This window comes from Polaromonas sp. P1_F4 (assembly GCF_056405675.1).
In genome coordinates, this window is sequence record NZ_JBFUBP010000017.1 from 27,905 (window position 1) to 52,951 (window position 25,047).

Genomic DNA, 25,047 nt, shown 5'->3' on the forward strand with positions numbered 1-25,047 from the left:
GATGCCCACCATCTTTTCCCACATCGCCGTCCCCGTTGCTGCTGCAGTGGCCCTCGGTAGCAAGCGGATACCGCCTTCCATGCTGGCGGCGGGCATGGTCGCGGCCATCCTTCCCGACTTTGACGGCATCGCTTTCAAGCTCGGCATCCATTACGGCGGTATCTGGGGGCATCGCGGCTTTACCCATACCCTGGGCTTTGCGCTCGTTGTGGGCCTCATCGGCTGGTGGCTGGCGCGGCACTGGAAACTGGCGCCATGGCAGGGCTATGCGTGGATCGCGCTTTGCGTGTTCTCGCATCCCTTGCTGGACACCCTGACCAATGGCGGCGTGGCCATTCCTCTCTACTGGCCGTTTTCCGACCAGCGGTTTTTCAGCCCATGGCGGCCGGTTGAAGTTTCGCCGGTCTCCTTTTCCCGGTTCTTCACGCAACGCGGCGCCGACGTGTTGCTCAATGAGATCCAAACCATCTGGCTGCCGCTGATGGTTGCAGCCCTGGCCATTTTTGCGCTCCGACATTCCCGAAAAAACCAATGAACGCCTCCCAAAATCTTCTCGTTGAACTGTTTGTCGAAGAGCTGCCGCCCAAGGCGCTCAAAAAACTGGGCGATGCCTTTGCCGGCGTGCTGTTCGAGCAGCTCAAGACCCAGGGCCTGACGGCGGCAGATTCGGCCCTCACGGCATTTGCCTCTCCGCGCCGTCTGGCCGCGCATGTTACGGCGGTGGCCGCACAGGCCGTCGACAAGGCTGTTTCGCAAAAACTCATGCCGGTGGCGGTGGGGCTGGATGCTTCGGGCAATGCCACACCCGCGCTGCTCAAAAAGCTGCAGGCGCTGGGCGCCGATGCGTCGGCGGTTGCAGGTCTCAAGCGCGCGCCCGACGGCAAGGCAGAGGCGCTGTTTTACGACAGCAACGTCAAGGGTGCGACGCTGGTTGAGGGGTTGCAGAAAGCCTTGCTCGAAGCCATTGCCAAATTGCCGATTCCCAAGGTCATGACCTACCAGCTGGCCGACGGCTGGAGCGATGTGAAATTTGTGCGCCCGGCGCACGGCCTGGTCGCGCTGCATGGCAATTCGGTGGTCGCTATCGAGGCCTTGGGCCTGAAGGCCGGCAACATCACACACGGCCACCGCTTTGAAGCGGCCGTCGACCCGGTGGTGCTCAAGGATGCCGACGCCTACGCCGCTACCCTGCAAAAAGACGGCGCGGTGATCGCCAGTTTTGCCGCGCGCAAAGCCGAAATCATCAAGCAGCTTGCTGCAGCCGCGGCCAAAGTTGGCGGCGGCGCCAGGGCGATTGAAGACGACGCCCTGCTCGACGAAGTGACCGCGCTGGTCGAACGTCCCAACGTGCTGGTCTGCGAATTCGAAAAAGAATTCCTCGGCGTGCCGCAGGAATGCCTGATCCTCACGATGAAGGCCAACCAGAAGTACTTCCCGCTGCTCGACGCGTCGGGCAAGCTCACCAACAAGTTTCTCGTCGTGAGCAATATCAGCCCGACGGATGCCAGCGCCGTGATCGGCGGCAACGAGCGCGTCGTGCGCCCGCGCCTGGCGGATGCCAAGTTTTTCTTCGACCAGGACCGCAAAAAGACGCTGGCTTCGCGCGTTGAAGGCCTGGGCAAGGTGGTGTATCACAACAAGCTGGGCACGCAGGGTGAGCGTACGCAGCGCGTACGCGCCATTGCCGAAGCCGTTGCCAATCGCCTGAATGCCAATGTCGCCGATGTGCAGCGCGCCGCCGAACTGGCCAAGACCGATCTGGTGACCGACATGGTCGGCGAGTTCCCCGAGCTGCAAGGCACCATGGGCCGTTACTACGCGCTCAACGACGGCCTCAGTGCTGACGTCGCCGACGCCATTGAAGACCATTACAAGCCGCGTTTTGCCGGCGACGAGTTGCCGCGCAACACCGTCGGCGTCATCGTTGCGCTGGCCGACAAGCTGGAAACGCTGGTCGGCATGTTCGGCATCGGCAATCTGCCGACGGGCGACAAGGACCCGTTCGCGCTGCGCCGCCATGCACTGGGCGTGATCCGCATGCTGGTCGAGAAAGACCTGCCTTTGGGCCTGCTGGAACTGGTACAGGGCGCGCAGCCGGTGTTCGGTGACAAGATTCAGGATGCCTCCGTGGCGTTGGTCGACTTCATCTACGACCGCCTCGCCGGCTCCCTGCGCGAGCAGGGCTACAGCGCGCAAGAGGTTGATGCCGTGCTGGCGCTCAAGCCCCAACGTCTCGGCGATGTGGCCAAACGCCTGGCGGCCGTGCGTGCTTTTGCCGCGCTGCCTGAAGCGCCTGCGCTGGCTGCGGCCAACAAACGCGTCGGCAACATCCTGAAGAAGGCTGAAGGCACGGTCGAAGCTGCCGTCAAACCTGAGCTGCTGCAGGAAGCCGCCGAGAAATCCCTCGCTGATGCATTGAAGACCGTGGGCCCCAAAGCCGAAGCTGCTTTTGCCTCCGGTGACTACGCCGCCTCGCTGCAGGCACTGGCCGCGCTCAAGGCACCAGTCGATGCCTTCTTCGACGGCGTGATGGTCAATGCCGAAGACCCGGCTCTCAAGGTCAACCGCCTCGGCCTGCTGGCCACCCTGCATCAAGCGATGAACCGGGTAGCTGACTTGTCCAAGCTAGCGGCGTAAGCTTCCAGCCAAAGGCAAACCACCATGAAACTCATCATCCTCGACCGCGACGGCACCATCAACAGCGACAGCGACGACTTCGTCAAGGCACCGGACGAGTGGCTGCCGCTGCCGGGTTCGCTGGAGGCCATTGCGCGCCTGAACCATGCCGGCTGGCACGTCGTGATCGCGTCCAACCAGTCGGGGCTGGGGCGTGGCCTCTTTGACGTGGCGGCGCTCAACGCCATGCACGCCAAGATGCACAAGCTGCTGGCCGCTGTCGGCGGGCGCATCGATGCGGTGTTTTACTGCCCGCACGCCCCCGAAGACAGCTGCACTTGCCGCAAACCGCTGCCTGGGCTTTTCGAGCAGATCGGCGCGCGTTTCGGCGTGCCGCTCAAGGGGGTGCCCACCGCAGGGGATTCGCTGCGCGACCTGCAGGCCGGCGCGGCTGCCGGGTGCGAACCGCACCTGGTGCTGACGGGCAAGTCGGCGCGCTACCGCAGCGGCGGGCAGCCCGAGGGCCTGCCCGAAGGCACGCAGGTGCATGCTGATTTGTCGGCATTTGCCGATTTCATCCTGGAACGCAGCGCCCGGCCCCTGCAAGTGGCCCTGTAGGTGATGCTATAAAAATACTAGCTGCTCGCGCCCGCCACATAAGGGCCAGAGCCTTGAAACACCGTGAAAACTGCTGTACACCAGCATCCACAACCTGCTTGATACCGGAAACCTTGACATGCGCCTGATTCGATCAATCCTTCACTTGCTGTGGATGGCCATCACGGTGATCCCCTGGGCTACCTTTGTGGTGATCGCCTCACTGTTCGTCAGCAGCAACACCATGTACTGGATGTGTGCCGGCTGGCTGCGTGTGGCGGTCAGCGGTGGCACCTTCATCCTGGGCATCAAGAACCGGGTAACCGGCATGGAAAACCTGCCTACGGGCCAGACCAGCGCCGCCGTGCTGCTGCTCAAGCACCAGAGCACCTGGGAGACCCTGTGCATGCCCACGCTGATGCCGCATCCCCTGGCTTATGTGTTCAAGAAAGAGCTGCTCTACGTGCCGTTCTTCGGCTGGGCCATGGCGCGCATGGACATGATCCACATCGACCGCAGCCAGCGGTCGCAGGCCTTCAACAAGGTCGTGGTGCAGGGCAAGCGCCTGATGGCGCAGGGCACATGGGTCATCATGTTCCCCGAAGGCACGCGCATCCCGCGCGGCCAGAAGGGCACTTACAAATCCGGCGGTACGCGCCTGGCCATTGAAACCGGCGCTCCCGTGATCCCGATTGCCGTGACCTCGGCCAAATGCTGGCCGCGCAAGGCCTTCATCAAAACCCCGGGCATTGTTGACATTTCCATCGGCAAACCGATTGACAGCACCGGCCGGCAGCCCGACGAGTTGATGCGCGAGGTGGAAACCTGGATCGAAGCCGAAATGCGGCGCCTTGACCCCGAGGCTTATGCCGGTGAAGTGGTCGCCGCGCCCGCCACACCCGTCGCACCCAATACCTGAGCGGCCAGCCTGCCCATGCTGTCAAGCTAAACTGCCATGATGCAACGGCTTCTTCAGTTCACGCTCGACCTGTTTGATTCCGCGCCGGCGCCGCTTGCTGGCGTTCCCAGCGGCTCCAAAGCCAGAAAAATCAAGCCAAAAAGGCCTGCAGCGCCCGATAGCCGGGCGCCACCAGCTATTGAAAATATAGCAACGGCCGATTTTGTGGGGCCCCATCTTCCCGCGCAAACCATCCAGCAGGCATTGGCTCCGGCTACTTTCCGCCACCACCGCGCCAGCCGTGAGACCGTGCTGGACGGCGTGCTGGTGGCCTACGAGTTCCGCCGCAGCAAACGCAAGACCATCGGCTTTTCTGCCGGCGCCGACGGCCTCACGGTGAGCGCGCCCAAATGGGTGCCGCTGTATGAAATCGACAAGGCCGTGCTGGAAAAATCCGGCTGGATCCTGGCCAAGCTGCAGGAAACCCGCGCGCGCCATGAACGCCTGGAGTCCGCGCGCATTGACTGGAAGGACGGCACCACGCTGCCCTTCCTGGGCGACCAGGTCATTGTGGTGATCGATCCGCGGCACGCTTTCGGTGGTGTTGGCGCCGAACTCAAGACCAGCACCGCCGCCGAAGTGCTGCTGCAGGGCAACGACGATGCGCCCAACGGCACCTTGCCCGGTGTGGCGCAGCTGACGCTGCATGTGGGCCTGCCCCACCATGCCACGCCCGAGCAGATCCGCGACGCCGTGCAGGCCTGGCTGATGCGCCAGGCCAAGCGGGTCTTTACCGAGCGGCTCAACCATTTCGCGCCGCACCTGGGCGTGCAGTGGCGCAAGCTCAGCCTTTCCAGCGCCGGCACCCGCTGGGGCAGCGCCAGCGCCGATGGTTCCATCCGGCTGAACTGGCGCTTGATCCATTTCAAGCAGTCGGTGATCGACTACGTGGTGGTTCATGAATTGAGCCATTTGCGTGTCATGGACCACAGCCCGCGTTTTTGGGACACCGTGCGCGCGGTGGTGCCTGACTACGCCGAGCTGCGCGGCCAGCTCAAGGACGAAGCGATCCCCCGCTGGTAGGCCTGCGCTGCAGCGCCCGGGCAAGCCCCGTCAAGAGACGTGAAAGGGGTACAAATCACAGTACTGCGGCGTTTCTTTACTTGGTAATATGAGAAAACACCAAAAACCAGAAAACGACAGGGATTGACTCCGCGCACCTGAAGTCCACATGAACGACAAACTCATACTCGTAGTTGAAGACAACCCGGACCACCTGGAACTGACCGTGCTGACGCTGGAGGAGCAGGGCGTCACAGCCGAGATTGCCGTCGCCCGGGACGGTGTGCAGGCGCTGGACTTTCTGTTCGGCCAGGGTGCCCATGCGGGGCGCGACACGCAAAGGCAGCCGGCTTTCATCCTGCTCGACATGAAGCTGCCCAAGCTGTCCGGCCTGGACGTACTGCGCAGCGTGCGGGCCAATCCCCTGACTGCGCTGGTGCCGGTGGTCATGCTGACATCTTCCAGCGAGCGGTCCGACATCGTGGCGTGTTACCAGAGCGGGGCCAACGGGTTTGTCCGTAAACCCGTCGATTTTGGGGGGCTGACCGAAAAGCTCAACCGCCTGCAGGCGTACTGGCTGGGCGTCAATGAATCCATCGCGGCCGGCTGACATCCCGTGACGCACCGGTGGACCAGAAACACCCGGTGCCGGTACCTGCGGCGCTGATGCCATGAAGCTTCATATCACGCTGCGGACCCGCCTTGTCATGCTCGTTCTGGTGGCGATCGTGCCGATGTTTGGCCTGTCCATTTTCAAGGCCGTCTACAACGCCGACACCGCCGTCGAGCGCGCCCAGACCGACCTGCAATTCGCCGCATCGCTGGCCGCATCCAGCCAGCAGCGCCTGGCGGAATCGGCCCGGCAGATACTGACGGCAATTGTTCATGTGCCCGGCCTGCGGGACGGCAACGCCGACCGCTGCAACCGCTACCTTGTAGAGCTCAACAAGCTGTTTCCGCTTTACGCCAATTTCGGCATTGTGGGAACGGACGGCTATGCGCTGTGCAATGGGCAGGAAGGCGTGCGGCTCGGCTACCTGGGCGACCGGGCCTATTTCCGCAATGCCGTTGAGCAGCGCAGCTTTGTGGTGGGTGAATACATTGTGGGGCGTGCCACGGGCCGGCCTTCCATCACATTTGCGTTGCCCCTGCTGGACAAGGACGGGCGCGTTGATATCGTGGCTTTTGCGTCGGTTGACCTGGCCGAGATGGCGAAATCCACCATCGACGTCCAGCTGCCGCCCGGCGGCGCGCTGGGCATACATGACCGCGGCGGCGTGCTGCTGGCGGGCAAACCCGACCTCCCCATACGGATCGGGCAGGTGGCCAGAAGCCCCGTGCTGAAGGCGGCCGTGCAGCAGATGCGTGCCGGAACCAGCGATGGGCAGGACGGCACCGGGCAACGCCGCCTGTGGGCTTTCATGCCCAGCAGCCCCGACGTACACGCCGCTTTCTTTGTGGCGGTCAGCCTGGACCGCGAACTGGTCGTGGGCGCCAGCCGGGAACAGCTGTGGCTGGAACTGGTGGTGTTGTTGCTGGTGGCATTTGTGGGCGGCGGCGTTGCCTGGGTCATTGGCGGGCGTGCCATCGTGGAGCCCACCCGAAACATCCTTGAGGCCATCCGGCAGCTTCAGAACGGCCGGCTGGATGTGCGGATACCGCCCGGCCGGCCTGACGACTTCGGGGAGTTTGCGAAGATATCCACGGGCTTTAACCGCATGGCCGAGTCGCTTGAGCAACATCGGAGTGTCCTGGAGGCCGAACTGGCAAACAGCGAAGCCATCCAGCAGAAACTGCGGGACGCCCAGCGCCTGGGCCGCATCGGCTACTGGCAGCTGGACACCAGCACTGATGAAAGCTGGTGGTCCGATGAGGTTTACGAGGTGCTCGGCGTTGACCGCACGACCTTCGACAGGAGCCATGGCGGATTCATGCAGCTGGTCCATCCCGGGGACCGCCAGGCCTTCAAGGAACGGCGCGATCTGTCCGTTCGGAGCAACCAGCCGCTGGACATGGAGTTCCGCATCGTCACGTCCGCTGGCGAGATTCGATGGGTCCACCTGTTTGGCCGCGCTGACGAAGCGCAGCCCGGGGACACCGGGCAGGAGGGGCAAGGCGCGGGCCGCGGGCCGTCGGGGCGCCGCCGCTCCGGCGTGATCCAGGAAATTACCGACCGCAAGCGCGCGGAACTGGTGGTGGCCCGCAGCACGGAGCTGCTGAACCGCACCGGCGCGCTCGGGAAAGTCGGCGGATGGGAGGTCGTTGTCGACACCATGACGCCTTACTGGTCTGAAGAAATTTACCGCATCCACGAACTCGATCCGGCGGCCGGCCTCGGGGTGGAGGAGGCGCTCGGCTTTTATGCACCCGAAGCGCGGCGCACCATCCGCTCGGTCGCCCTGGCAGCCCTGAAGCAGGGTACCCCATGGGACCTGGAGCTGCCCCTCATCACGGCAAAGGGCCGGCGCATCTGGGTGCGCACGCAGGGCCGGGCTTTGCAGCGGGACGGCAAGGTCGTGAGCCTGGTCGGTGTGCTGCAGGACATCACGGAACAGCACGAAGCGCAGGCGCATCTGCGCCTTCTGGAAACCGCCGTATCCCGGCTCAACGACATTGTGCTCATCACCGAGGCCGCCCCCATCGATGGCGCCGGCCCGCGCATCATCTTTGTCAACGACGCTTTTGAGCGCCGTACCGGTTACACGCGTGAAGAGGTACTGGGAAAAACGCCACGCCTGATGCAGGGCCCCAAAACGCAGCGGGACGAGCTCGACCGCATCAAGGCCGCACTGGAAAAATGGCAGCCCGTACGCGCCGAGCTGATCAATTACACCAAGAGCGGCGAGGAAGTCTGGCTGGAGCTCGACATTGTTCCGATCACCGACACCAAAGGCCACTACACCCACTGGGTCGCGGTGCAGCGCGACATCACCCAGCGCAAGCTGGCAGAGCAGGCGCTGGTGGAAAGCGAGCACCGCTACTCGGCCCTGTTTGAAATGGCGCCGATTCCGATGTGGGTTTTTGACGCCGAGACCTATCGCTTCCTCACGGTCAACGAAGCCGCCGTCAAGAGTTACGGCTATACGATGGAAGAGTTTCTGTCGATGACGATCTACGACATTCGCAGCGAAGCGGAAGCTCAAAACCTCCGGACCCAGCACACCGCCTCGCCTTTGATCGTCAGGGAGCGTTGGGAACATCGCCGCAAGGACGGGTCATTTTTCACTGCCCGCCCATTTTCAACCTCGGTGCAGTATGCCGGCCGGCCGGCGCGTTTTGTCCTGGCGCTGGATATCTCGGCCCAGGTCAAGGTTGAAAATGAGGTCCAGGAACACCTGTACACCTTGCAGCGCGCCGCTGACGCGGCCCAGGCCATCACCTGGCACCAGACGCTTGAAAGCACCATGCACGAGGTGGCCGAGCAGGCCCGGGGGGTGATAGGCGCGCACCAGGCGATCGTCAGCCTCACCGTGAACAGCGACTGGGGGCAAGCCATCAACGCCCTGTCGCTTTCCGAAAAATATGCGAAATACCGGGACATGATCGAGGCGCCCGACGGCACCGGCATTTACGCCCTGGTCTGCCAGACCAACCGGTCCATGCGCATGACCCAGGCCGAGCTGGAGGCGCATCCGCGCTGGCGCGGCTTCGGCAGTTACGCCGACAAGCATCCGGCCATGCGCGGCTGGCTGGCCGTACCGTTGACGGGCCGCGACGGCAAGAACATCGGGCTGCTCCAGCTGTCCGACAAATACGAGGGCGAGTTCACGCAGGAGGACGAATATGTGGCGCTCGAACTGACCCAGCTCGCGTCCATCGCCATCCAGAACTCCCGCCTGATCGAGGAGGTCAGCCAGCTCAACACCGGACTGGAGCAGAAAGTCGCCGAGCGCACACTGGCGCTGGAGCGGCAAGAGGCGCTCTTCCGGGCGCTGGCCGAACAGGCGCCCCAAGTGGTATGGACCAGCGACCCGGACGGCGCGGCCACCTACTTCAACCGCGCCTGGTTTGACCTGGCGGGCGGCAAAATGGAGGACTGGACCGGCACGCAATGGTTTGCCGCCATTCATCCGGACGACCTCCCCGATATCAGGGCCCGTTGGCAGGTCGCCCGGGAGACGCGGTCGCAATACTCGGGCATACGCCGCGTGCTGGCCAAGGACGGCGTGCACACCATGTCCTACCGCGCATCGCCCGTGCTGGACGAACGCGGTGAAGTGGCCTTTTGGGTGGGCATCGACGCGGACATCACCGAGATCAAGGCCATTGAAGCCGCCCTGCGCCTGTCCAATCAGGAACTCGAAGCGTTTTCATACTCCGTGTCGCACGACCTTCGCTCGCCGCTGAACACCGTTGACGGCTTCAGCCGCCTGCTGGGCAAACACCTGGGGGCCGATGCCGGCGAGAAGGTGACGCACTACCTGGCACGTATCCAGGCCGGCGTGGCGCAGATGGGGCAACTGATTGAAGACCTGCTGTCGCTGGCGCAGGTGTCGCGCACCCCCCTGAATAACAAGGTGGTGGACCTGTCGGAGCTTTCCCGCATCATCCTGGACGAATGGCGGGTGCGCGACCCCGAGCGCAAGGTCGCGGTGAACATCGAAAAAGGCCTGAAGGCGCACGGCGACAGCCGGCTGGTCCGGGTGGTGATGGAAAACCTGATCGGCAATGCCTGGAAGTTCAGCGCCCAGCAACCCCTCAGCGAAATCACAGTAGGCTGCCAGCTGGATGCCGCGGGGCTGCCGGAGTTTTTCGTCAGGGACAACGGTGCCGGCTTCGACATGGCTTACGCCGACAAGCTCTTCAAGCCGTTTCAGCGCCTGCATGCTGTCGCGGAGTTTCCGGGCACGGGCATCGGGCTGGCCACCGTCAGCCGCGTGATCAAGCGGCACGGCGGCAGGTTGTGGGCCGAGGCGGCGCCCGGCAAGGGGGCAACGTTCTTCTTCACCCTGCCCACGGCACCGCTGTCTCCCTGACGCTGGCAGTGCCCGCTGGTGTTAGTTGATGCTTACTATCATTTTCTGTGAAGCGATTGAGTCGAATTGATTAAAATGCCCAAAATGAAACACTCCAATCCCCGTTCGGTCTGCCATGGCGCGTGAACCCAAGTCCTTCGAGGCCGCGATCACGGCTGCGGATTTCTCCAGCGAGGATTACTGCGGCACCAGCTATGCAGCCAAGCTTCTGGGGCTCTCCGTTGCGACGGTGCAGTCCCTGGTTGAAAAAGGGGAAATCGAGGCGTGGAAGACGCTGGGTGGGCACCGCCGCATTGCGCTGCAGTCCATCAACGCCTACCTGGCCAAAAACAGCCCACAGCTGTCCCGCGTCGACACCGACCCCAAAAGCCGCCTGCGGGTGCTGATGGTGGAAGACGACGAAGACACCCGCGAGCTGTACCGCTGCCAGTTTGAAGACTGGGACCTGCCGGTTGACTGCACCTGGATGCCATCTGCCCTGGAGGCCATGATGGATATCGCCAGCATGCGGCCCGACCTGCTGATCACGGACCTGTCCATGCCCGGCGTGGACGGCATTGAGATGCTCAAGGCGCTCAAACGCAACGTGCAGCTGGCCGATATGCAGATCGTGGTGATCAGCGGCCTGCCGCCCGACGCCATTGAGGCCCGCGGGGGCCTGCCGCAGCACGCCCACCTGCTGAAAAAGCCTGTCAATTTTGAATGGTTGCACGGTTACCTCACCGCTTTGGTGACGGCTAACCGGAAGTGGCGTAGTTAAGCCCCCACGCTTTTCACTTCGCCTTCGGCTTCGTGTAATGCGCTGCCCCCCGAGGGGGCGCTGCGCCTGCGGCCCGGCAAAGCCGGTTCCGCGGCCCCGGCTGGTAAAGAAGGGGTCCCACGATCACTCATTCCTATGTGCTGAATCTGGCTGCAGGCCAATAGGGACGAGCGCGAGCAGCTACTAAAAACATAGCGCCCGTCTTGACTCCGCTTACGGACTAACGCTAAACCGGTAAATCCCATCGGCGTCCAGCCGCCGCGTGAGTTTTTCGCCGAACCACAGCGCATGCAGGTGCGCAACCGCTTCGCCCATGGCAAAGGTAGTCTGGTGCAGGTCCAGCTTGCGGGGGAACATGATGGGCAGGATGTCGGCCGCGCTGCAGGGCGCGGCGGCGCAGGCCTGCATGACCTCGGCCAGGCGGTCGCGGTGGTGGTCGTGCAGCTGGCCTATGCGCGTGTGCAGGCCGCGAAAGGGTTTGCCGTGTGACGGCAGCACCAGCGTGTCTTCAGGCAGCGGCAGGAATTTGTCGATGGATTCCAGGAACAGCGTGAGCGCGTTCGATTCCGGCTCCATGTCGTAAACGCTCACATTGGTTGAAATGCGCGGCAACACCATGTCGCCGCTGATGAGGGTGTCCAGCGCTTCGCAGTGCAGCGCGATGTGTTCGGGTGCATGGCCGTAGCCGCTGATGCAGCGCCAGTCGCGCCCACCGATCCGAACCGTCATGCCGTCCATGATGCGGACGTAGCTGGCCGGCACGGCCGGCACCATGCCGGGGTAGTAGCTGGCCCGGCCGCGGATTTTCTCGACGGATTCCGGGTCAACCAGCCCGTGCGCGGCAAAAAAGCGCGCTGCACTCTCGCCGCCGAAGCCGGTGGTGCTTTGCGAGCCGATGCGGGCCGAAAGGTAGTCGGTGGCGCTGATCCACAACATGCACACGTGTTTGGGCGTGGTCCAGCGCTCGCAGAGCCAGTGCGCCAGGCCGATGTGGTCGGGGTGCATATGCGTCACGACGACGCGCAGCACCGGCAGGCCCTCCAGCTGGGTGGCAAAAACCGCTTCCCACTGCGCCTTGGACTCGTCCCGGCTGATGCAGCAGTCCACGATGGTCCAGCCCTGGATCTTCGCGCCCGCCCGGTCCGGGTCGTCCATCTCATCGCGCAGCAGCCACAGGTTGATGTGGTTCAGCGCGAAGGGCAGGGCCATGCGTATCCACTTGACGCCCGGCGCCACCTCCATGGTCATGCCCGACTCGGGCAGGGTATCTCCAAAGGGGTAATCCAGTTGCTGCTCAAGGAGGTTCATGTCATCATTCGCGGTATATTTGACGTTTACGTAAACGTCATACACAACCATTGTAGGGACCGCGCCTGTTTCGCGCTGTCTCAATAGCCACGAGCCCTTAGCGTTTGCAAAGAAGACTTCACCACCATGGCCACTACCTACACCATCAGCGACCTGGCAAAAGAGTTTGACCTGACGACGCGCGCCATGCGTTTTTACGAAGACATGGGCCTGCTGCAGCCCCAGCGCGAAGGCGCGGGCGGGCGCAACCGCGTTTACACCGCGCGCGACCGTACCCGGCTCAAGCTTACCCTGCGCGCCAAGCGCCTGGGCCTGTCGCTGACCGAGGCCAAGGACATCATCGACATGTACGACAGCCCGCGCGACACCGGGCCGCAGCTGCGCAAGTTCCTCGCCATCCTGGCGCAGCACCGTGCACAGCTGGAGGAGCAGATGACCGAACTGCAGGGCAACCTCGAAGAGGTGAAAACGCACGAGCGCGAGGCCAAGGCGCTGCTGGCGAAACTTGAGAAAGCGAAGCAGGCGGCGTAGCGGTGACCTGCTTTCCGCCGGGCCCCATGACGATCGATTCCCTGCGCCGCGCGGCCCTGGTCCTGTTCGCGGTGGGCCTGCCCGCCCTCGCGGCGGCCCAACAGGGATGCACCGGTTCATTCCGCAACCCCCAGCAGCGATTTCCGTTCAATGAAGCGCGGGCGGCCGGTGCGCCGGCGGTGTTCGGCCATGGCCTGCCATTGGAGGATGTGACGTATCGCGTTGCCGGGGATCCGCAAGCCCATTCGCTCGAGGAGTACCTGGCCCGTTTCTGCACGACGGGGTTTCTCGTCCTGCATGAGGACCGGATCGTCTATGAGCGATACCTGCAGGGAACCGGCGCCCAGGACGCGCTGCACTCGGCGTCCATGTCGAAGACGATCCTGTCGCTGCTGGTCGGCGTGGCGATCGCGGAAGGCAGGCTGGCGCTGGGCACCACCGTCAGGCAGGTCTTGCCCGGCTTCGAAGCCAGCGCGTTTGCCGACGATACGGTGGAGGATCTGCTGCGGATGGCCGCCTCGGCCAAACTTCATGCCGCCTATGAGGCGGGCGCGATATCGGACAACCGCGCGACCGACCCCACCGTCTCGCCGCGCCAGAGCATGCGGCGCTACCTGCAGGAGAAGACGGATCGATCGCCCGCCGGCAAGACTTTCAGCTACAACGGCGCGGTGACCGCGTTGCTCGGCCTCATGCTGAGCGAACGTACCGGCATGAGCAACACCGCGTATCTGGAGGACAGGATATGGTCGCGCCTCGGGGCCGAGGGCAGCGGCTTCTGGATCAAGAATTTCCATGGCGAGGAGGGCGTTCAAGGCCAGTTCGCCGCGCGCCTGCGCGACTACGGCCGGCTGGGGACGCTGGTGCTGAACCGGGGGCAGGCGGCAGGCGGGCAGGTCGTGCCCGCCGCATGGATCGACGAGATGGTCATGCTGCGGCCGGACAAGCCGCAGCCCAAAGGGGCTCCGTTCTATGGGTTGCACGTCTGGATTCCGCAGGCGGCCGGCGGCCGGTCGTTCTTCTGGGGCGTCGGCGGCCAGAACATCTTTGTCGATCCCGTCGCCCGCATGGTGATTGTCCATACGGGCAATTCACGGGAAGCGCAATTTGCCGGCGATGCGCATCTCTTTCCCCTTCGGGACGCGATCGCCCGGACGCTCAGGTCGCGCGCGAAGCTTTCACCGCCCTTGGACAGTGCTTCCGCCAGCAGGCATAATTGACGTTTACGTAAACGTCAACCAAAACAAGAGCCGCCTTTTATCCGTTCAAAGGGTCTTCCATGGATGCAACCGCCGCACCGTCCACACTGTTTCGCCGCATTGAAGCCAGCTTTTTGCGCCAGGGCCTGATGCAGCACCTGGGCGCGCGCCTGCTGCGCGTGGAGCCCGGTCTGTGCGAGGTGGTCTTGCCCTATTCGGAGCGCGTGACGCAGCAGCAGGGCAGCTTTCACGGCGGCGCGATGGGCGCGCTGGCCGACATCGCCGGTGGCTATGCCGCGCTGACCATGGCTGCGGAAGATTCCGAGGTCACCACGGTTGAATACAAGATCAACTTCATGGCCGGTTTCAGGGACGGCGAGCTGCGCGCCCTGGGCCGCGTCGTCAAGGCCGGCAAGCGCATCATCGTCACGACCGCTGAAGTCATGCACGTCGGCGCAGCGGGCAAGGAAAGCGCCTGCGCGCTGATGCAGCAGACGCTGGTGCCCGTGCCCAAGACCTACTAATCCAATCCCGTCATACGACTTCAGAAAGCCCACCATGACCAACATGCCCGGACTCAACTTCATGCTCGGTGAAGACATCGACGCACTGCGCGACGCCGTGCGCGAATTCGCACAGGCCGAGATCGCCCCGCGCGCCGCCGAGATCGACCGCAACGACCAGTTCCCGATGGACCTGTGGCAAAAAATGGGCTCGCTCGGCGTGCTCGGCATCACCGTGGGTGAGGAATACGGCGGCGCCAACATGGGCTACCTGGCCCACATGATCGCCATGGAAGAAATCAGCCGTGCCAGCGCCTCGGTGGGGCTGTCCTACGGCGCGCACAGCAACCTCTGCGTCAACCAGATCAAGCGCAACGGCACCGACGAGCAGCGCAAAAAATACCTGCCCAAGCTCATCACCGGCGAGCACGTGGGCGCGCTGGCCATGAGCGAGCCCGGCGCCGGCAGCGACGTTATTTCGATGAAGCTCAAGGCCGAAGACAAGGGCGGCTACTACCTGCTCAACGGCAGCAAGATGTGGATCACCAACGGCCCCGACGCCGACACCCTGGTGGTCTATGCCAAGACCGAGCCCGAGCTGGGTGCCCGCGGCGTGACCGCCTTCCTGATTGAAAAAGGCATGAAGGGCTTTTCCGTCGCGCAAAAGCTCGACAAGCTCGGCATGCGCGGCAGCCATACCGGCGAGCTCGTCTTCAACAACGTCGAAGTCCCGGCCAGCCAGATTCTCGGCGGCCTCAACAGCGGCGCGAAAGTGCTGATGAGCGGGCTCGACTACGAACGCGCCGTGCTCACCGGCGGCCCGCTGGGCATCATGCAGTCCGTCATGGACAACGTCGTACCTTACATCCATGACCGCAAGCAGTTCGGGCAGAGCATCGGTGAGTTCCAGCTGATCCAGGGCAAGGTTGCCGACATGTACACCGTGCTGCAGGCCGGCCGCTCGTTTGCCTATACCGTGGCCAAAAACCTCGACATGCTCGGCACCGACCATGTGCGCCAGGTCCGCAAGGACTGTGCCTCCGTCATCCTCTGGTGCGCCGAAAAAGCCACCTGGATGGCCGGCGAGGGCGTGCAGATCTACGGCGGCAACGGCTACATCAATGAATACCCGCTGGGCCGCCTCTGGCGCGACGCCAAACTCTATGAAATCGGCGCCGGCACCAGCGAAATCCGCCGCATGCTGATCGGGCGCGAATTGTTCGCCGAGACCATGTAAGGCCAGTGCCCGTGCCAGTGATACATCAGACGGCGAAATGGCTCCTTGTGCTCGTGCTTGCCGCGCTTCTCGGTGCGTGCGAGAAAGATGAGCCCCCGCCCTACGCAGCAGTGCCGCAAGCCGACGCGACGTTCGAATGCGGCGTCCCCGAATCGCTGCGGGGAAAGGCCGTGAACGTCTTTCTTGATGCCTCAAGGGTGGGGGAGGTCTCCGAGGAAGCCGTGCTCGCCCTGAAGGGCCGTTTCGCGGCGTACGCTGTCGGCCTCACCCTGCGGGACGGCACAACCGTCAGCATCGACCTTGACGAGCCCATGGCTTTCACCGCCAAGGGTCAGGCGCTTCATACAGGATGTGAGCAGTTCAAGTGGGCCAGCATGGGAAACCTCACGCTGTTTGAATACGCCCATGGCGCCGGAAATCCTTATCCCGCCCAGCAGTTGATGTATTCGCACGGCGCAACGCCTGACTTCAAGAACCTGCGCCCACTCCTTGCGGGAGGCAAGGGCGTATTCTATGAACGCGAAGGAGACCGCTGCCTGACCGGACTGGTCCAGGGTGACGGTGAGGTGGACAGGTGGTGCTACCAGAGCGGCAAGCTGCACCAGACCCGGAAGATGCTGACCGCGTCGCTCACTGACGGCAAATACCGTTTTGTCTGTGATTTTTCCGGAGAAGGCCCTTTGCTGGTCGATGCATCCATCGTGAAGTCCGGGCCGAACCCCACACCCTCGGCCCCGTTCAGCGACAAAGAGCTCGCCACCCTGACCGATAAATGCCTGGAAGAAAAAGCGCTGTTGAAGGCGAGGGCGATCGATGAAACATGACTTTCAGCCGCTTGCCGGACGGCATCCCCGCGGGCAGGCGAAAATACGCCCATGACCACTTCGCTCCAAGACCTCTTCGCCCATAACCGCGCCTGGGCCGCGCAGATGGAAGCCGAGCGCCCAGGCTTCTTCACCAGCCTGGTCAAGCAGCAGACGCCCAGGTATATGTGGATAGGCTGCTCTGACAGCCGCGTGCCCGCCAACCAGATCACCGGCCTGGAGCCCGGCGAGGTGTTCGTTCACCGCAACGTGGCCAACATCGTCGTGCACTCCGACCTCAACGCGCTCTCGGCCATCCAGTTCGCCGTCGAGCGCCTCAAGGTCAAGGACATCATGGTGGTCGGTCACTACGGCTGCTCGGGCGTGCAGGCCGCGCTCGAAGGCGCGCGCATCGGCCTGGCCGACAACTGGCTTCGTCACATCCAGGATGTGCGCCACCGCCACCGCCAGCTCCTCGACAGCCTGCCCGAGGAGGTGCGCGCCAAAGCCCTGTGCGATATCAACGTCATCGAGCAGGTGGTCAATGTTTCCGTCAGTACGGTCATGGTTGATGCCTGGGCGCGCGGCCAGGAGGTCACCGTGCACGGCTGGGCCTTCGGCGTGCATGACGGCCTGCTGCAGGACCTGCAGATGAGCGTGTCGGCCCCCGACGAGCTCAACAAGTTCTACGGCAAGGCCATCGACCGTGTGTGGGACACCTGGAACGCCCGCGTCGGCGGCGGTGAACAGCAGCAGCTGGTCTGAACGGCGCAAAGCAAGCCATGTTCCCCCAGCGCCTGGACTCGAGCATTGCCTACGACATCGCCAAGGCGATGATGGACGGCTTTAACCGCCACTACCAACTGTTCCGAACCGAGTCCGCGCGCGCCAAGCACCGCTTTGAAACGGCAGACTGGCACGGCCAGCAGCGCGCGCAGCGCGAACGCATCGAGTTTTACGACCTGCGCGTGCGCGAAGCGTCCATGCGCCTGGAGCGCGAGTTCAAGGCCGGCGACCAGCCCATGGACGTCTGGCAGCAGGTCAAACTCCACTACATCGGCCTGCTGGTCAACCACCACCAGCCCGAGCTGGCCGAAACGTTTTTCAATTCGGTCACCACCAAGATCCTGCACCGCAGCTACTTCCAGAACGACTTCATCTTCGTGCGGCCCGCCGTCAGCACCGAATACATCGAGAACGACGAGCTGGCTTCGCAGCCGACCTACCGCGCTTACTACCCCACGCGCGACAACATGCGCGAGGTGCTGCTGCAGTTGGTGCGCGACTTCGACCTGCGCCTGCCGTTTGACAACCTCGAGCGCGACGCGGGTTATGTGCTTGAAGCCATCAGCGGGCGGCTCACCGACGTCAAGCTGCGCGCCAACTTCCAGATCCAGGTGCTCACCAGCCTGTTTTTCCGCAACAAGGGCGCGTACGTCGTCGGCAAGATCATCAACGGCTTCAACGAAGTGCCGTTTGCACTGCCGGTACTGCACAACAAGGCCGGTAAATTGGTCATCGACGCCGCGCTGTTTGGTGAAGACGACCTGCTCATCCTGTTCAGCTTTGCTCGCGCCTACTTTATGGTCGACATGGGCATCCCATCGGCCTACGTGCAGTTTTTGCGCAGCATGATGCCGCACATGCCGCGCGCTGAAATCTACAACGCGCTGGGCCTGGCCAAGCAGGGCAAGACGCTTTTTTACCGCGACTTTCTGTACCACCTGCGGCATTCCACCGACAAGTTCCGCATCGCGCCCGGCATCAAGGGCATGGTCATGCTGGTGTTCGACTTGCCCTCGTTCCCCTACGTGTTCAAGGTCATCAAGGACTACTACCCGCCGCAAAAAGACACCACGCGCGAACAGATCAAGGGCAAGTACCTGCTGGTCAAGCAGCATGATCGCGTGGGCCGCATGGCCGACACGCAGGAATACAGCGAAGTGGCCTTCCCGCGCGAGCGCTTTGATGATGAGCTGATCGCCGAGATCGAAAAGTTCGCGCCCAGCCAGCTTGAAATCAGCGACCGCGACGGCGACGGTGCCACCGAAGTCATCATCAAGCACGTCTACATCGAGCGGCGCATGATCCCGCTCAATATCTATTTGCAGGAAGCCTTTGACGCCGGCGTGAAAGAGCCGGCAGCCCAGGACCAGATCGAGCGCGCCGTCGTCGAATACGGCAACGCCATCAAGGACCTGGTAGCCGCCAACATCTTCCCCGGCGACATGCTCTGGAAGAACTTCGGCATCACGCGCCACGGCAAGGTCGTGTTCTACGACTACGACGAGATCGAATACATCACCGACTGCAACTTCCGCAAGGTGCCAGCCGCGCGCAACGAGGAAGAAGAGATGAGCGGCGAGGTCTGGTATACCGTCGGCCCCAAGGATGTGTTCCCTGAAACTTTCGGCCCCTTCCTGCTCGGCAATGACGCGGTGCGCGAAGTCTTCATGAAGCACCATGGCGACCTGCTCGACGCCCATTTCTGGCAAAGCCACCAGGCACGCATCCAGGCCGGCCACGTGCACGACGTATTTCCTTATGAGCGCGAGAAACGTTTTGTCGCGCTGCACAGCCCCGGTGCTCCCCACGATGAAGTCCTCATGCAACTGCCGCCCGAGCCCGTGCTCACTGGCCTCAGCGGCCTGACGCCTTGAGGCGACGGTGCACGGACAAGCGAATGGCGATGGATGCCTTTCAGACCCTGTGACCTGAAGGAGACGTTGATGATGTCCGGCCTCTTTTCCCCGCGCTTGTTGCCTCTGGCATGGCTCATGGCTGTCGTTGCCGGCTCCCTGGTTGCACCCACCTACGCCCAGAGCCCGCCCGCGTCTGAGCAGATTTCCTACGCCATTGGCCAAATTGACGGCATGGCTGAGCAGTTGATGCGGCGCTCGGGGATTCCGGGTATGGCCGTGGCCGTGGTGGAGGGCAACCGCATCGTTTACGCCAAGGGTTTTGGTGTGCGTGCGGCCGGCTCCCCGCAGCCTGTCGATGCCGACACCGTTTTCCAGCTCGCTTCCATGTCCAAGCCGATTGGCGCCACGGTTGTCGCGCAGCAGGTCGGCGCCGAGAAGGTGAAGTGGGAAACACCCATGCGCAAGCACCTGCCCGGCTTTGCCCTGGGCAATGCCTACGTCAGCGAAAACATCACCATCGGCGACCTGTACGCGCACCGCTCCGGCTTGCCCGGCCATGCGGGCGACATGCTCGAAGAGCTCGGTTACCCGCAGCAGGACATCCTGCGCAGCTTCAGCCAGTTGCCGCTGACACCGTTTCGCGCTTCTTACGCCTATACCAACTACGGCATGACCGGCGCCGCGATGGCGGTCGCCGCGGCGGCCGGCACGGACTGGGCCAGCCTTTCGGAACAGGTGCTCTACAAGCCGCTGGGCATGGCATCAACCAGCTCGCGGTTTGCGGATTTCCTGGCCAGGTCGAACCGCGCGCCAGGCCATGTCAAGGAAAACGGCGTGTTTGTCATCGGTCCCGAGCGTGGCTACATCCCCGGCCGCCAGAACTGGTCCACGGGTTTCAACACCGACCGCCAGCAACCCTCCGGCGGCGTCAGTTCTTCGGCCAGGGATGTCGCGCGCTGGATGTCTTTTGTGCTGTCAGGGGGCATCGGCCCTGGCGGGCAACTGGTGCCGGCTGCTGCGTTGATGCCGGCCCTCACACCCAAGAACCTCACCCAGGAAGCCTCCGCGCCGGGCAAGCGTCCCGTGTTTTACGGCTATGGCTTCGCAATAAGCACCACCGAAGCCGGCCGCCCCGTGCTGAGCCACAACGGCGCATTTTCCTGGGGCGCGTCCACCAACTTCGCCGTCATGCCGTCGGCCAATCTGGGCATCGTGGTGCTCACCAATGCCTGGCCCACCGGTGTGGCCGAGGGGCTGGTGGCGCAGTTCTACGACCTGGTAGAGTTCCGCGCCGTGAAGAAGGATTGGTACGCCATTGCCGCCGCACAGATGGCCGAGGTCTTCACGCCGCAGGGCGAACTCGCGGGCAAGCCCCGCCCGGCGCAGCCCGCACCACCGTTGCAGGCCAACACGGGCACCTGGCGCAACGACTACCTCGGCCCGCTGCAGGTCGTGCGCACGGCGCAGGGTGCGCTTGAGCTGCGCATAGGTGCTGCGCCCCAGCTGGTCTTTCCCCTGCAGCATTGGGACGGCGACACCTATACCTTTGTGCCGCTCAACGACAGCGCGCCGCCGGGCTCGCTTTCCAAAGCCACGTTCAGCGGCAACCAGATCACCCTCGAGCACTACAACAAGGAAGGCCTCGGCACTTTCACACGCGTTGCGGCGCAGCCGTAAAGCCTGCCGCATTCCTTTAACTTTTTTTATCCCCCCTTTTTTTTCAAGGAGAACCTCATGTCTGATTCCATCGTCATCCTCGGCGCAGCCCGCACCCCCATGGGCGGCTTCCAGGGCGACTTCGCCAGCCTGTCGGCCCATGACCTGGGCGGCTACGCCATCAAGGCCGCCATTGAACGCTCCGGCATTGCGCCTGAAAAGGTCGACGAAGTGCTGTTCGGCAACTGCCTGATGGCCGGCCAGGGCCAGGCGCCGGCACGCCAGGCCGGTTTCAAGGGCGGGCTGCCTGCCAGCGTGGGTGCCGTCACGCTGTCCAAAATGTGCGGCTCCGGCATGGAAGCCACCATGCTCGCGCACGACCAGCTCATCGCCGGCAGCCGCGACGTGATGGTTTCCGGCGGCATGGAAAGCATGACCAACGCGCCCCACCTGCTGCTCAAGGGCCGCAGCGGCATCCGCATCGGGCACGACCGCATTTATGACCACATGATGCTCGACGGCCTGGAAGACGCTTATGAACCCGGCCGCGCCATGGGCACCTTCGGCGAGCAGTGCGCCGACAAGTACAAGTTCACCCGCGAAGCGCAGGACGCTTTTGCCACCGCCAGCGTCAACCGCGCCAAGGCCGCCACCGAATCCGGTGCCTTCAAGGCCGAAATCACGCCCATCACCGTCAAGGGCCGCAGCGGTGAAACGGTGATCTCCATCGACGAAGGCCCGGGCAAGGTCAAGCTCGACAAGATACCCACGCTCAAACCGGCCTTCAAGAAAGACGGCACCATCACCGCCGCCTCCAGCTCGTCCATCAACGACGGCGCCGCCGCCCTGGTGCTGGCGCGTGAGTCGACGGCCAAAGAACTGGGCGCCACGCCCATCGCGCGCATCCTCGGCCACGCCACGTTTGCGCAAGACCCTGAATGGTTCACCACCGCCCCTGTCGGCGCCGTCAACAAGCTACTCAAGAAAATCGGCTGGAGCGCCAAAGACGTGGACCTGTGGGAAGTCAATGAAGCCTTCGCCGTGGTGCCCATGGCCGCGATGGAGGAACTCGGCATCAGCCACGACATCGTCAACGTCAACGGTGGCGCCTGTGCGCTGGGCCATCCCATTGGCGCGTCCGGTGCCCGTATCCTGGTTACGCTGATCCACGCGCTCAAGGCCCGCGGCCTGAAGAAAGGCGTTGCCACCTTGTGCATCGGCGGCGGTGAAGGCACAGCCATGGCGATCGAGCTGGTATGACGCAAGAAGCACCACAAACGCTTTCACCCGCTGAGCTCGCCCAGCGCATTGATGCCTTCTGGCTGAAATTCCAGGAGGGCGAGGCGGAGCTTGTCCGCCAGCCGGTACGCGACCAGGTCGAGAACATCAATGAAGTTCTCGAGGAGTACCTGGAAGGGCTGGCGCTGGAGATGTCGGCTGACGACGGCGACCAGCAGGTCGAACTGATCGCCACCGCGCATGGCAGTACCGAAACCTTTCCGCTGCTGCTGGATTTCGTCAAGCGCGCGCCGCCGCTGAAGCACTACAGCCTCACCGCCTTTCGCGCCCGCACGGAGAGCCCCGACTTTCCCATGCGGATGGATAACTTTGAACTGGCAACCTCCGAGGTGCTGATCGGCCACGTCGCCGATGAAGGGCAGGTGGGCATCGAAGTCATGTTTGCGCGTGAACTGCCCAGCGACATGCAGGACCATGCGCGCAACATGACCTTCATCATGCTCGACCATGTGCTGGGCGAGTACGACTTCGCGGTCAAGGTGGGTTTTGTGGATTTTGTCGACGCGTTCTCGGACGAAGTGGCCGGCTCCACGACGCTCGACAAGTTCGGCGCTGTGCTCGACGCGTTCTGGACGAACGAACTGGGGCACACAGGCTTGTTCCCGAGCGGCGAACACCGGTGGTCTGTCATGACAGTCGTCTTTGGCAACGACGGGGACGGTGACGAAGAGGGCGACGAAGAAGATGACCAGGAGGGCGACAAGGCGATCGTGGCGGTCAACCAGAGCGCCAATGCGATTGCAGCGCGGCCTGATCTGGGCCACGCGATCGAGCTGCGCCTGCCCGTGGATGACCATGCGGCACTGGAGCGTGCCCGCGAAGTCCAGGAGCAGATTGCCACTCGCCTGGAGCTTCAGCATGCCGGTATTCTGTCCCACACCGTGGTCAGGAACGGCCGGCGCCTGGCCAACTATTACGTGGGCGACCTGCCTGCTGCACTCGATGTGATTGACACCAGCTTGCGCGGCGCATCGTTCGCCGACGTTGAGCTGAGCAATGCGTTCGACCCGTCATGGTCGAAGTACTTCAATTTTGCGGGCTAAGTTGTGAAAGTCCTCGTCATCGGCGCATCACGCGGCATAGGCCTTGAATTCGTCAGCCAATACCTGGCCGACGGTGCCAACGTCATAGCCACCGCGCGCAACGACGAAGGCCTGCAGCGCCTCAAGGCCCTGGGCGCCAAGGCCTTGCGGCTGGACGTGGCCCAGCCTGCCAGCATCAGCGGCCTGGCCTGGCTGCTGGACGGCGAAGAGATCGACATTGCCCTCTACGTGGCCGGCGTCTTTCCGCAGGGCGATGCACTCTCGCCGCCGACGCGTGAGGCGTTTGACCACACCCTGCACACCAATGTGCTGGGCGCCATGCAGGCCATTCCGCAGGTCGCGCCCATGGTCGAAGCCGCACGCGCAGGCAAGGGAGGCTGCTTTGCCTTCATCACCAGCGGCATGGGTTGCATTGGCGAGGTACCGTCCAGCAGCAGCTGGACCTACCGCGTCAGCAAGGCTGCGCTGAACATGGCCGTGGCGTCTGCCCAGCATGACTACCCGCGCGCCATCATGGTGGCCTTGTCGCCCGGCTGGGTGCAGACTGACATGGGCGGCCAGGGTGCACCGCTCACCACGGTTCAAAGTGTCTCGGCCATGCGTGCCACGCTGGCCGGGCTCAAGCCCGAGCACAAGGGCGCTTTTCTTGACTACGACGGCCGCCGCTTCAGCACATGGTGAGCCCTGCACTCCACTGAAAGATTTCGATGATTCTGACCCAAGACCAAACCATGATCCGCGACGCGGTGCGCGACTTTGCGCAGGCCGAGCTCTGGCCCCACGCCGCGCGATGGGACAAAGAGCACCACTTCCCCGTCGAGGCGCACAAGGGCCTGGCCGCGCTGGGAGCTTACGGCATCTGCGTGCCCGAGGAATTCGGCGGCGCCAATCTGGACTACCTCACGCTCGCGCTGGTGCTCGAAGAAATCGCCGCCGGCGACGGCGGCACCAGCACCGCCATCAGTGTCACCAACTGCCCGGTCAATGCCATCCTCATGCGCTACGGCAATGCACAGCAGAAAAAGCAGTGGCTGACAAAACTCGCGCAGGGCGAAATGCTCGGTGTCTTTTGCCTGACGGAGCCGCATGTGGGCAGCGATGCTTCCTCACTGCGAACCACGGCAGTCAAAGACGGCGACGAATACGTGATCAATGGCGTCAAGCAGTTCATCACCAGCGGCAAGAACGGCCATGCGGCTATCGTGATTGCGGTCACCGACAAGGGCGCCGGCAAAAAGGGCATGAGCGCCTTCATCGTGCCCACCAGCGCGCCGGGCTATGTCGTCGCGCGGCTCGAAGACAAGCTGGGCCAGCACTCCAGCGACACCGCACAAATCAATTTTGACAACTGCCGCATCCCCGCCGAGAACCTGATCGGCAACGAGGGCGAAGGTTACAAGATCGCGCTGGGCGCACTCGAAGGCGGGCGCATCGGCATCGCCGCGCAAAGCGTGGGCATGGCGCGCAGCGCGTTTGAGTTTGCGCTCAGCTATGCCAAAGAGCGCCAGAGCTTTGGTACCGCCATCTTCAACCACCAGGCAGTAGGCTTTCGGCTGGCCGAGTGCGCGATGAAGATTGAAGCGGCCCGCCAGCTGATCTGGCACGCCGCCAGCCTGCGCGACGCCGGCCTGCCCTGCCTGAAAGAGGCCGCCATGGCCAAGCTCTTTGCCAGCGAGATGGCCGAAGAAGTCTGCAGCGCTGCCATCCAGACCTTGGGCGGTTATGGCTATGTGAGCGATTTCCCGGTGGAGCGCATCTACCGCGATGTGCGGGTGTGCCAGATCTATGAAGGCACTTCCGACGTGCAAAAAATAATTATCCAACGAGGACTTTGAGCACACCCCCGTTGAAGCTCACTGCGTGTAGCTTCCTCCCCCCTTGCAGGGGGCGGCGCCTGCGGCCCGGCAAAGCCGGTTC

The 25,047-nt window shown here is 63.4% G+C and carries 21 protein-coding genes; 20 read left to right on the forward strand and 1 reads right to left on the reverse strand.

Going from position 1 to position 25,047, the window contains the following annotated elements; translation table 11 throughout:
- Position 1 precedes the first annotated feature (1 nt).
- From AC1DYQ_RS22530 to AC1DYQ_RS22565, 8 genes are all read left to right on the forward strand, one after another.
- Positions 2 to 535 carry a metal-dependent hydrolase gene (locus tag AC1DYQ_RS22530; protein ID WP_477672064.1) on the forward strand — a complete coding sequence of 178 codons (534 nt, stop codon included), beginning with the start codon at positions 2 to 4 and terminating at the stop codon, positions 533 to 535.
- On the forward strand, positions 532 to 2,637 hold the full coding sequence (gene glyS / locus AC1DYQ_RS22535; protein ID WP_477688669.1) for a glycine--tRNA ligase subunit beta: 2,106 nt from the start codon (positions 532 to 534) through the stop codon (positions 2,635 to 2,637). Before AC1DYQ_RS22530 ends, glyS begins: the two co-directional genes overlap by 4 nt.
- Before the next feature lie 24 nt (positions 2,638 to 2,661).
- Entirely contained in the window at positions 2,662 to 3,234 is a 573-nt protein-coding gene (gene gmhB / locus AC1DYQ_RS22540) for a D-glycero-beta-D-manno-heptose 1,7-bisphosphate 7-phosphatase (protein WP_477688670.1), read from the forward strand.
- A gap of 118 nt (positions 3,235 to 3,352) precedes the next feature.
- The gene (locus AC1DYQ_RS22545) at positions 3,353 to 4,132 is read left to right on the forward strand and encodes a lysophospholipid acyltransferase family protein (protein ID WP_477649341.1); all 780 of its coding nucleotides are present in this window, start codon (positions 3,353 to 3,355) and stop codon (positions 4,130 to 4,132) included.
- Between the two features lie 36 nt (positions 4,133 to 4,168).
- Positions 4,169 to 5,194: a M48 family metallopeptidase gene (locus AC1DYQ_RS22550; RefSeq protein ID WP_477688671.1), complete on the forward strand. Its 1,026-nt coding sequence runs from the start codon at positions 4,169 to 4,171 to the stop codon at positions 5,192 to 5,194.
- Between the two features lie 148 nt (positions 5,195 to 5,342).
- The gene (locus AC1DYQ_RS22555; RefSeq protein WP_348049366.1) at positions 5,343 to 5,783 is read left to right on the forward strand and encodes a response regulator; all 441 of its coding nucleotides are present in this window, start codon (positions 5,343 to 5,345) and stop codon (positions 5,781 to 5,783) included.
- Between the two features lie 61 nt (positions 5,784 to 5,844).
- On the forward strand, positions 5,845 to 10,149 hold the full coding sequence (locus AC1DYQ_RS22560) for a PAS domain S-box protein (RefSeq protein ID WP_477688672.1): 4,305 nt from the start codon (positions 5,845 to 5,847) through the stop codon (positions 10,147 to 10,149).
- 115 nt (positions 10,150 to 10,264) lie between these two features.
- On the forward strand, positions 10,265 to 10,909 hold the full coding sequence (locus tag AC1DYQ_RS22565; RefSeq protein ID WP_457282824.1) for a response regulator: 645 nt from the start codon (positions 10,265 to 10,267) through the stop codon (positions 10,907 to 10,909).
- 213 nt (positions 10,910 to 11,122) lie between these two features.
- Here AC1DYQ_RS22565 and AC1DYQ_RS22570 read toward each other — a convergent pair whose 3' ends face one another.
- Positions 11,123 to 12,217, reverse strand: a complete 1,095-nt coding sequence (locus tag AC1DYQ_RS22570; protein WP_477688673.1) for an MBL fold metallo-hydrolase — start codon at positions 12,215 to 12,217, stop codon at positions 11,123 to 11,125.
- A gap of 126 nt (positions 12,218 to 12,343) precedes the next feature.
- On the opposite strand from AC1DYQ_RS22570, the gene AC1DYQ_RS22575 reads away from it, so the two are divergent.
- From AC1DYQ_RS22575 to AC1DYQ_RS22630, 12 genes are all read left to right on the forward strand, one after another.
- Positions 12,344 to 12,748 (forward strand): MerR family transcriptional regulator, encoded by a 405-nt coding sequence (locus AC1DYQ_RS22575; protein WP_457282826.1) that lies wholly within the window; start codon positions 12,344 to 12,346, stop codon positions 12,746 to 12,748.
- Between the two features lie 26 nt (positions 12,749 to 12,774).
- A complete protein-coding gene (locus AC1DYQ_RS22580) occupies positions 12,775 to 13,968 on the forward strand; it encodes a serine hydrolase domain-containing protein (protein ID WP_477688674.1) in 1,194 nt (397 codons plus the stop codon).
- A 59-nt stretch (positions 13,969 to 14,027) separates the two neighbouring features.
- Positions 14,028 to 14,471 carry a PaaI family thioesterase gene (locus AC1DYQ_RS22585; RefSeq protein ID WP_477688675.1) on the forward strand — a complete coding sequence of 148 codons (444 nt, stop codon included), beginning with the start codon at positions 14,028 to 14,030 and terminating at the stop codon, positions 14,469 to 14,471.
- Between the two features lie 34 nt (positions 14,472 to 14,505).
- Positions 14,506 to 15,687, forward strand: coding sequence for an isovaleryl-CoA dehydrogenase (locus AC1DYQ_RS22590; RefSeq protein WP_457282829.1), 1,182 nt, complete (start codon positions 14,506 to 14,508; stop codon positions 15,685 to 15,687).
- A gap of 170 nt (positions 15,688 to 15,857) precedes the next feature.
- Complete coding sequence (locus AC1DYQ_RS22595) at positions 15,858 to 16,511, forward strand: hypothetical protein (RefSeq protein ID WP_477688676.1); 654 nt, start codon at positions 15,858 to 15,860, stop codon at positions 16,509 to 16,511.
- Positions 16,512 to 16,562: 51 nt separating this feature from the next.
- Entirely contained in the window at positions 16,563 to 17,255 is a 693-nt protein-coding gene (can, locus tag AC1DYQ_RS22600) for a carbonate dehydratase (RefSeq protein ID WP_477666831.1), read from the forward strand.
- A gap of 17 nt (positions 17,256 to 17,272) precedes the next feature.
- Positions 17,273 to 19,150: a bifunctional isocitrate dehydrogenase kinase/phosphatase gene (aceK, locus tag AC1DYQ_RS22605; protein ID WP_477688677.1), complete on the forward strand. Its 1,878-nt coding sequence runs from the start codon at positions 17,273 to 17,275 to the stop codon at positions 19,148 to 19,150.
- Positions 19,151 to 19,219: 69 nt separating this feature from the next.
- The gene (locus AC1DYQ_RS22610; RefSeq protein WP_477688678.1) at positions 19,220 to 20,809 is read left to right on the forward strand and encodes a serine hydrolase; all 1,590 of its coding nucleotides are present in this window, start codon (positions 19,220 to 19,222) and stop codon (positions 20,807 to 20,809) included.
- Between the two features lie 57 nt (positions 20,810 to 20,866).
- The gene (locus tag AC1DYQ_RS22615; protein WP_477688679.1) at positions 20,867 to 22,048 is read left to right on the forward strand and encodes an acetyl-CoA C-acyltransferase; all 1,182 of its coding nucleotides are present in this window, start codon (positions 20,867 to 20,869) and stop codon (positions 22,046 to 22,048) included.
- Positions 22,045 to 23,130 carry a DUF695 domain-containing protein gene (locus AC1DYQ_RS22620; RefSeq protein WP_477688680.1) on the forward strand — a complete coding sequence of 362 codons (1,086 nt, stop codon included), beginning with the start codon at positions 22,045 to 22,047 and terminating at the stop codon, positions 23,128 to 23,130. The genes AC1DYQ_RS22615 and AC1DYQ_RS22620 overlap by 4 nt, the downstream gene beginning before the upstream one ends.
- A gap of 3 nt (positions 23,131 to 23,133) precedes the next feature.
- Positions 23,134 to 23,811, forward strand: a complete 678-nt coding sequence (locus tag AC1DYQ_RS22625; protein WP_477688681.1) for an SDR family oxidoreductase — start codon at positions 23,134 to 23,136, stop codon at positions 23,809 to 23,811.
- Positions 23,812 to 23,837: 26 nt separating this feature from the next.
- Entirely contained in the window at positions 23,838 to 24,965 is a 1,128-nt protein-coding gene (locus tag AC1DYQ_RS22630) for an acyl-CoA dehydrogenase family protein (protein ID WP_477688682.1), read from the forward strand.
- Positions 24,966 to 25,047 lie beyond the last annotated feature (82 nt).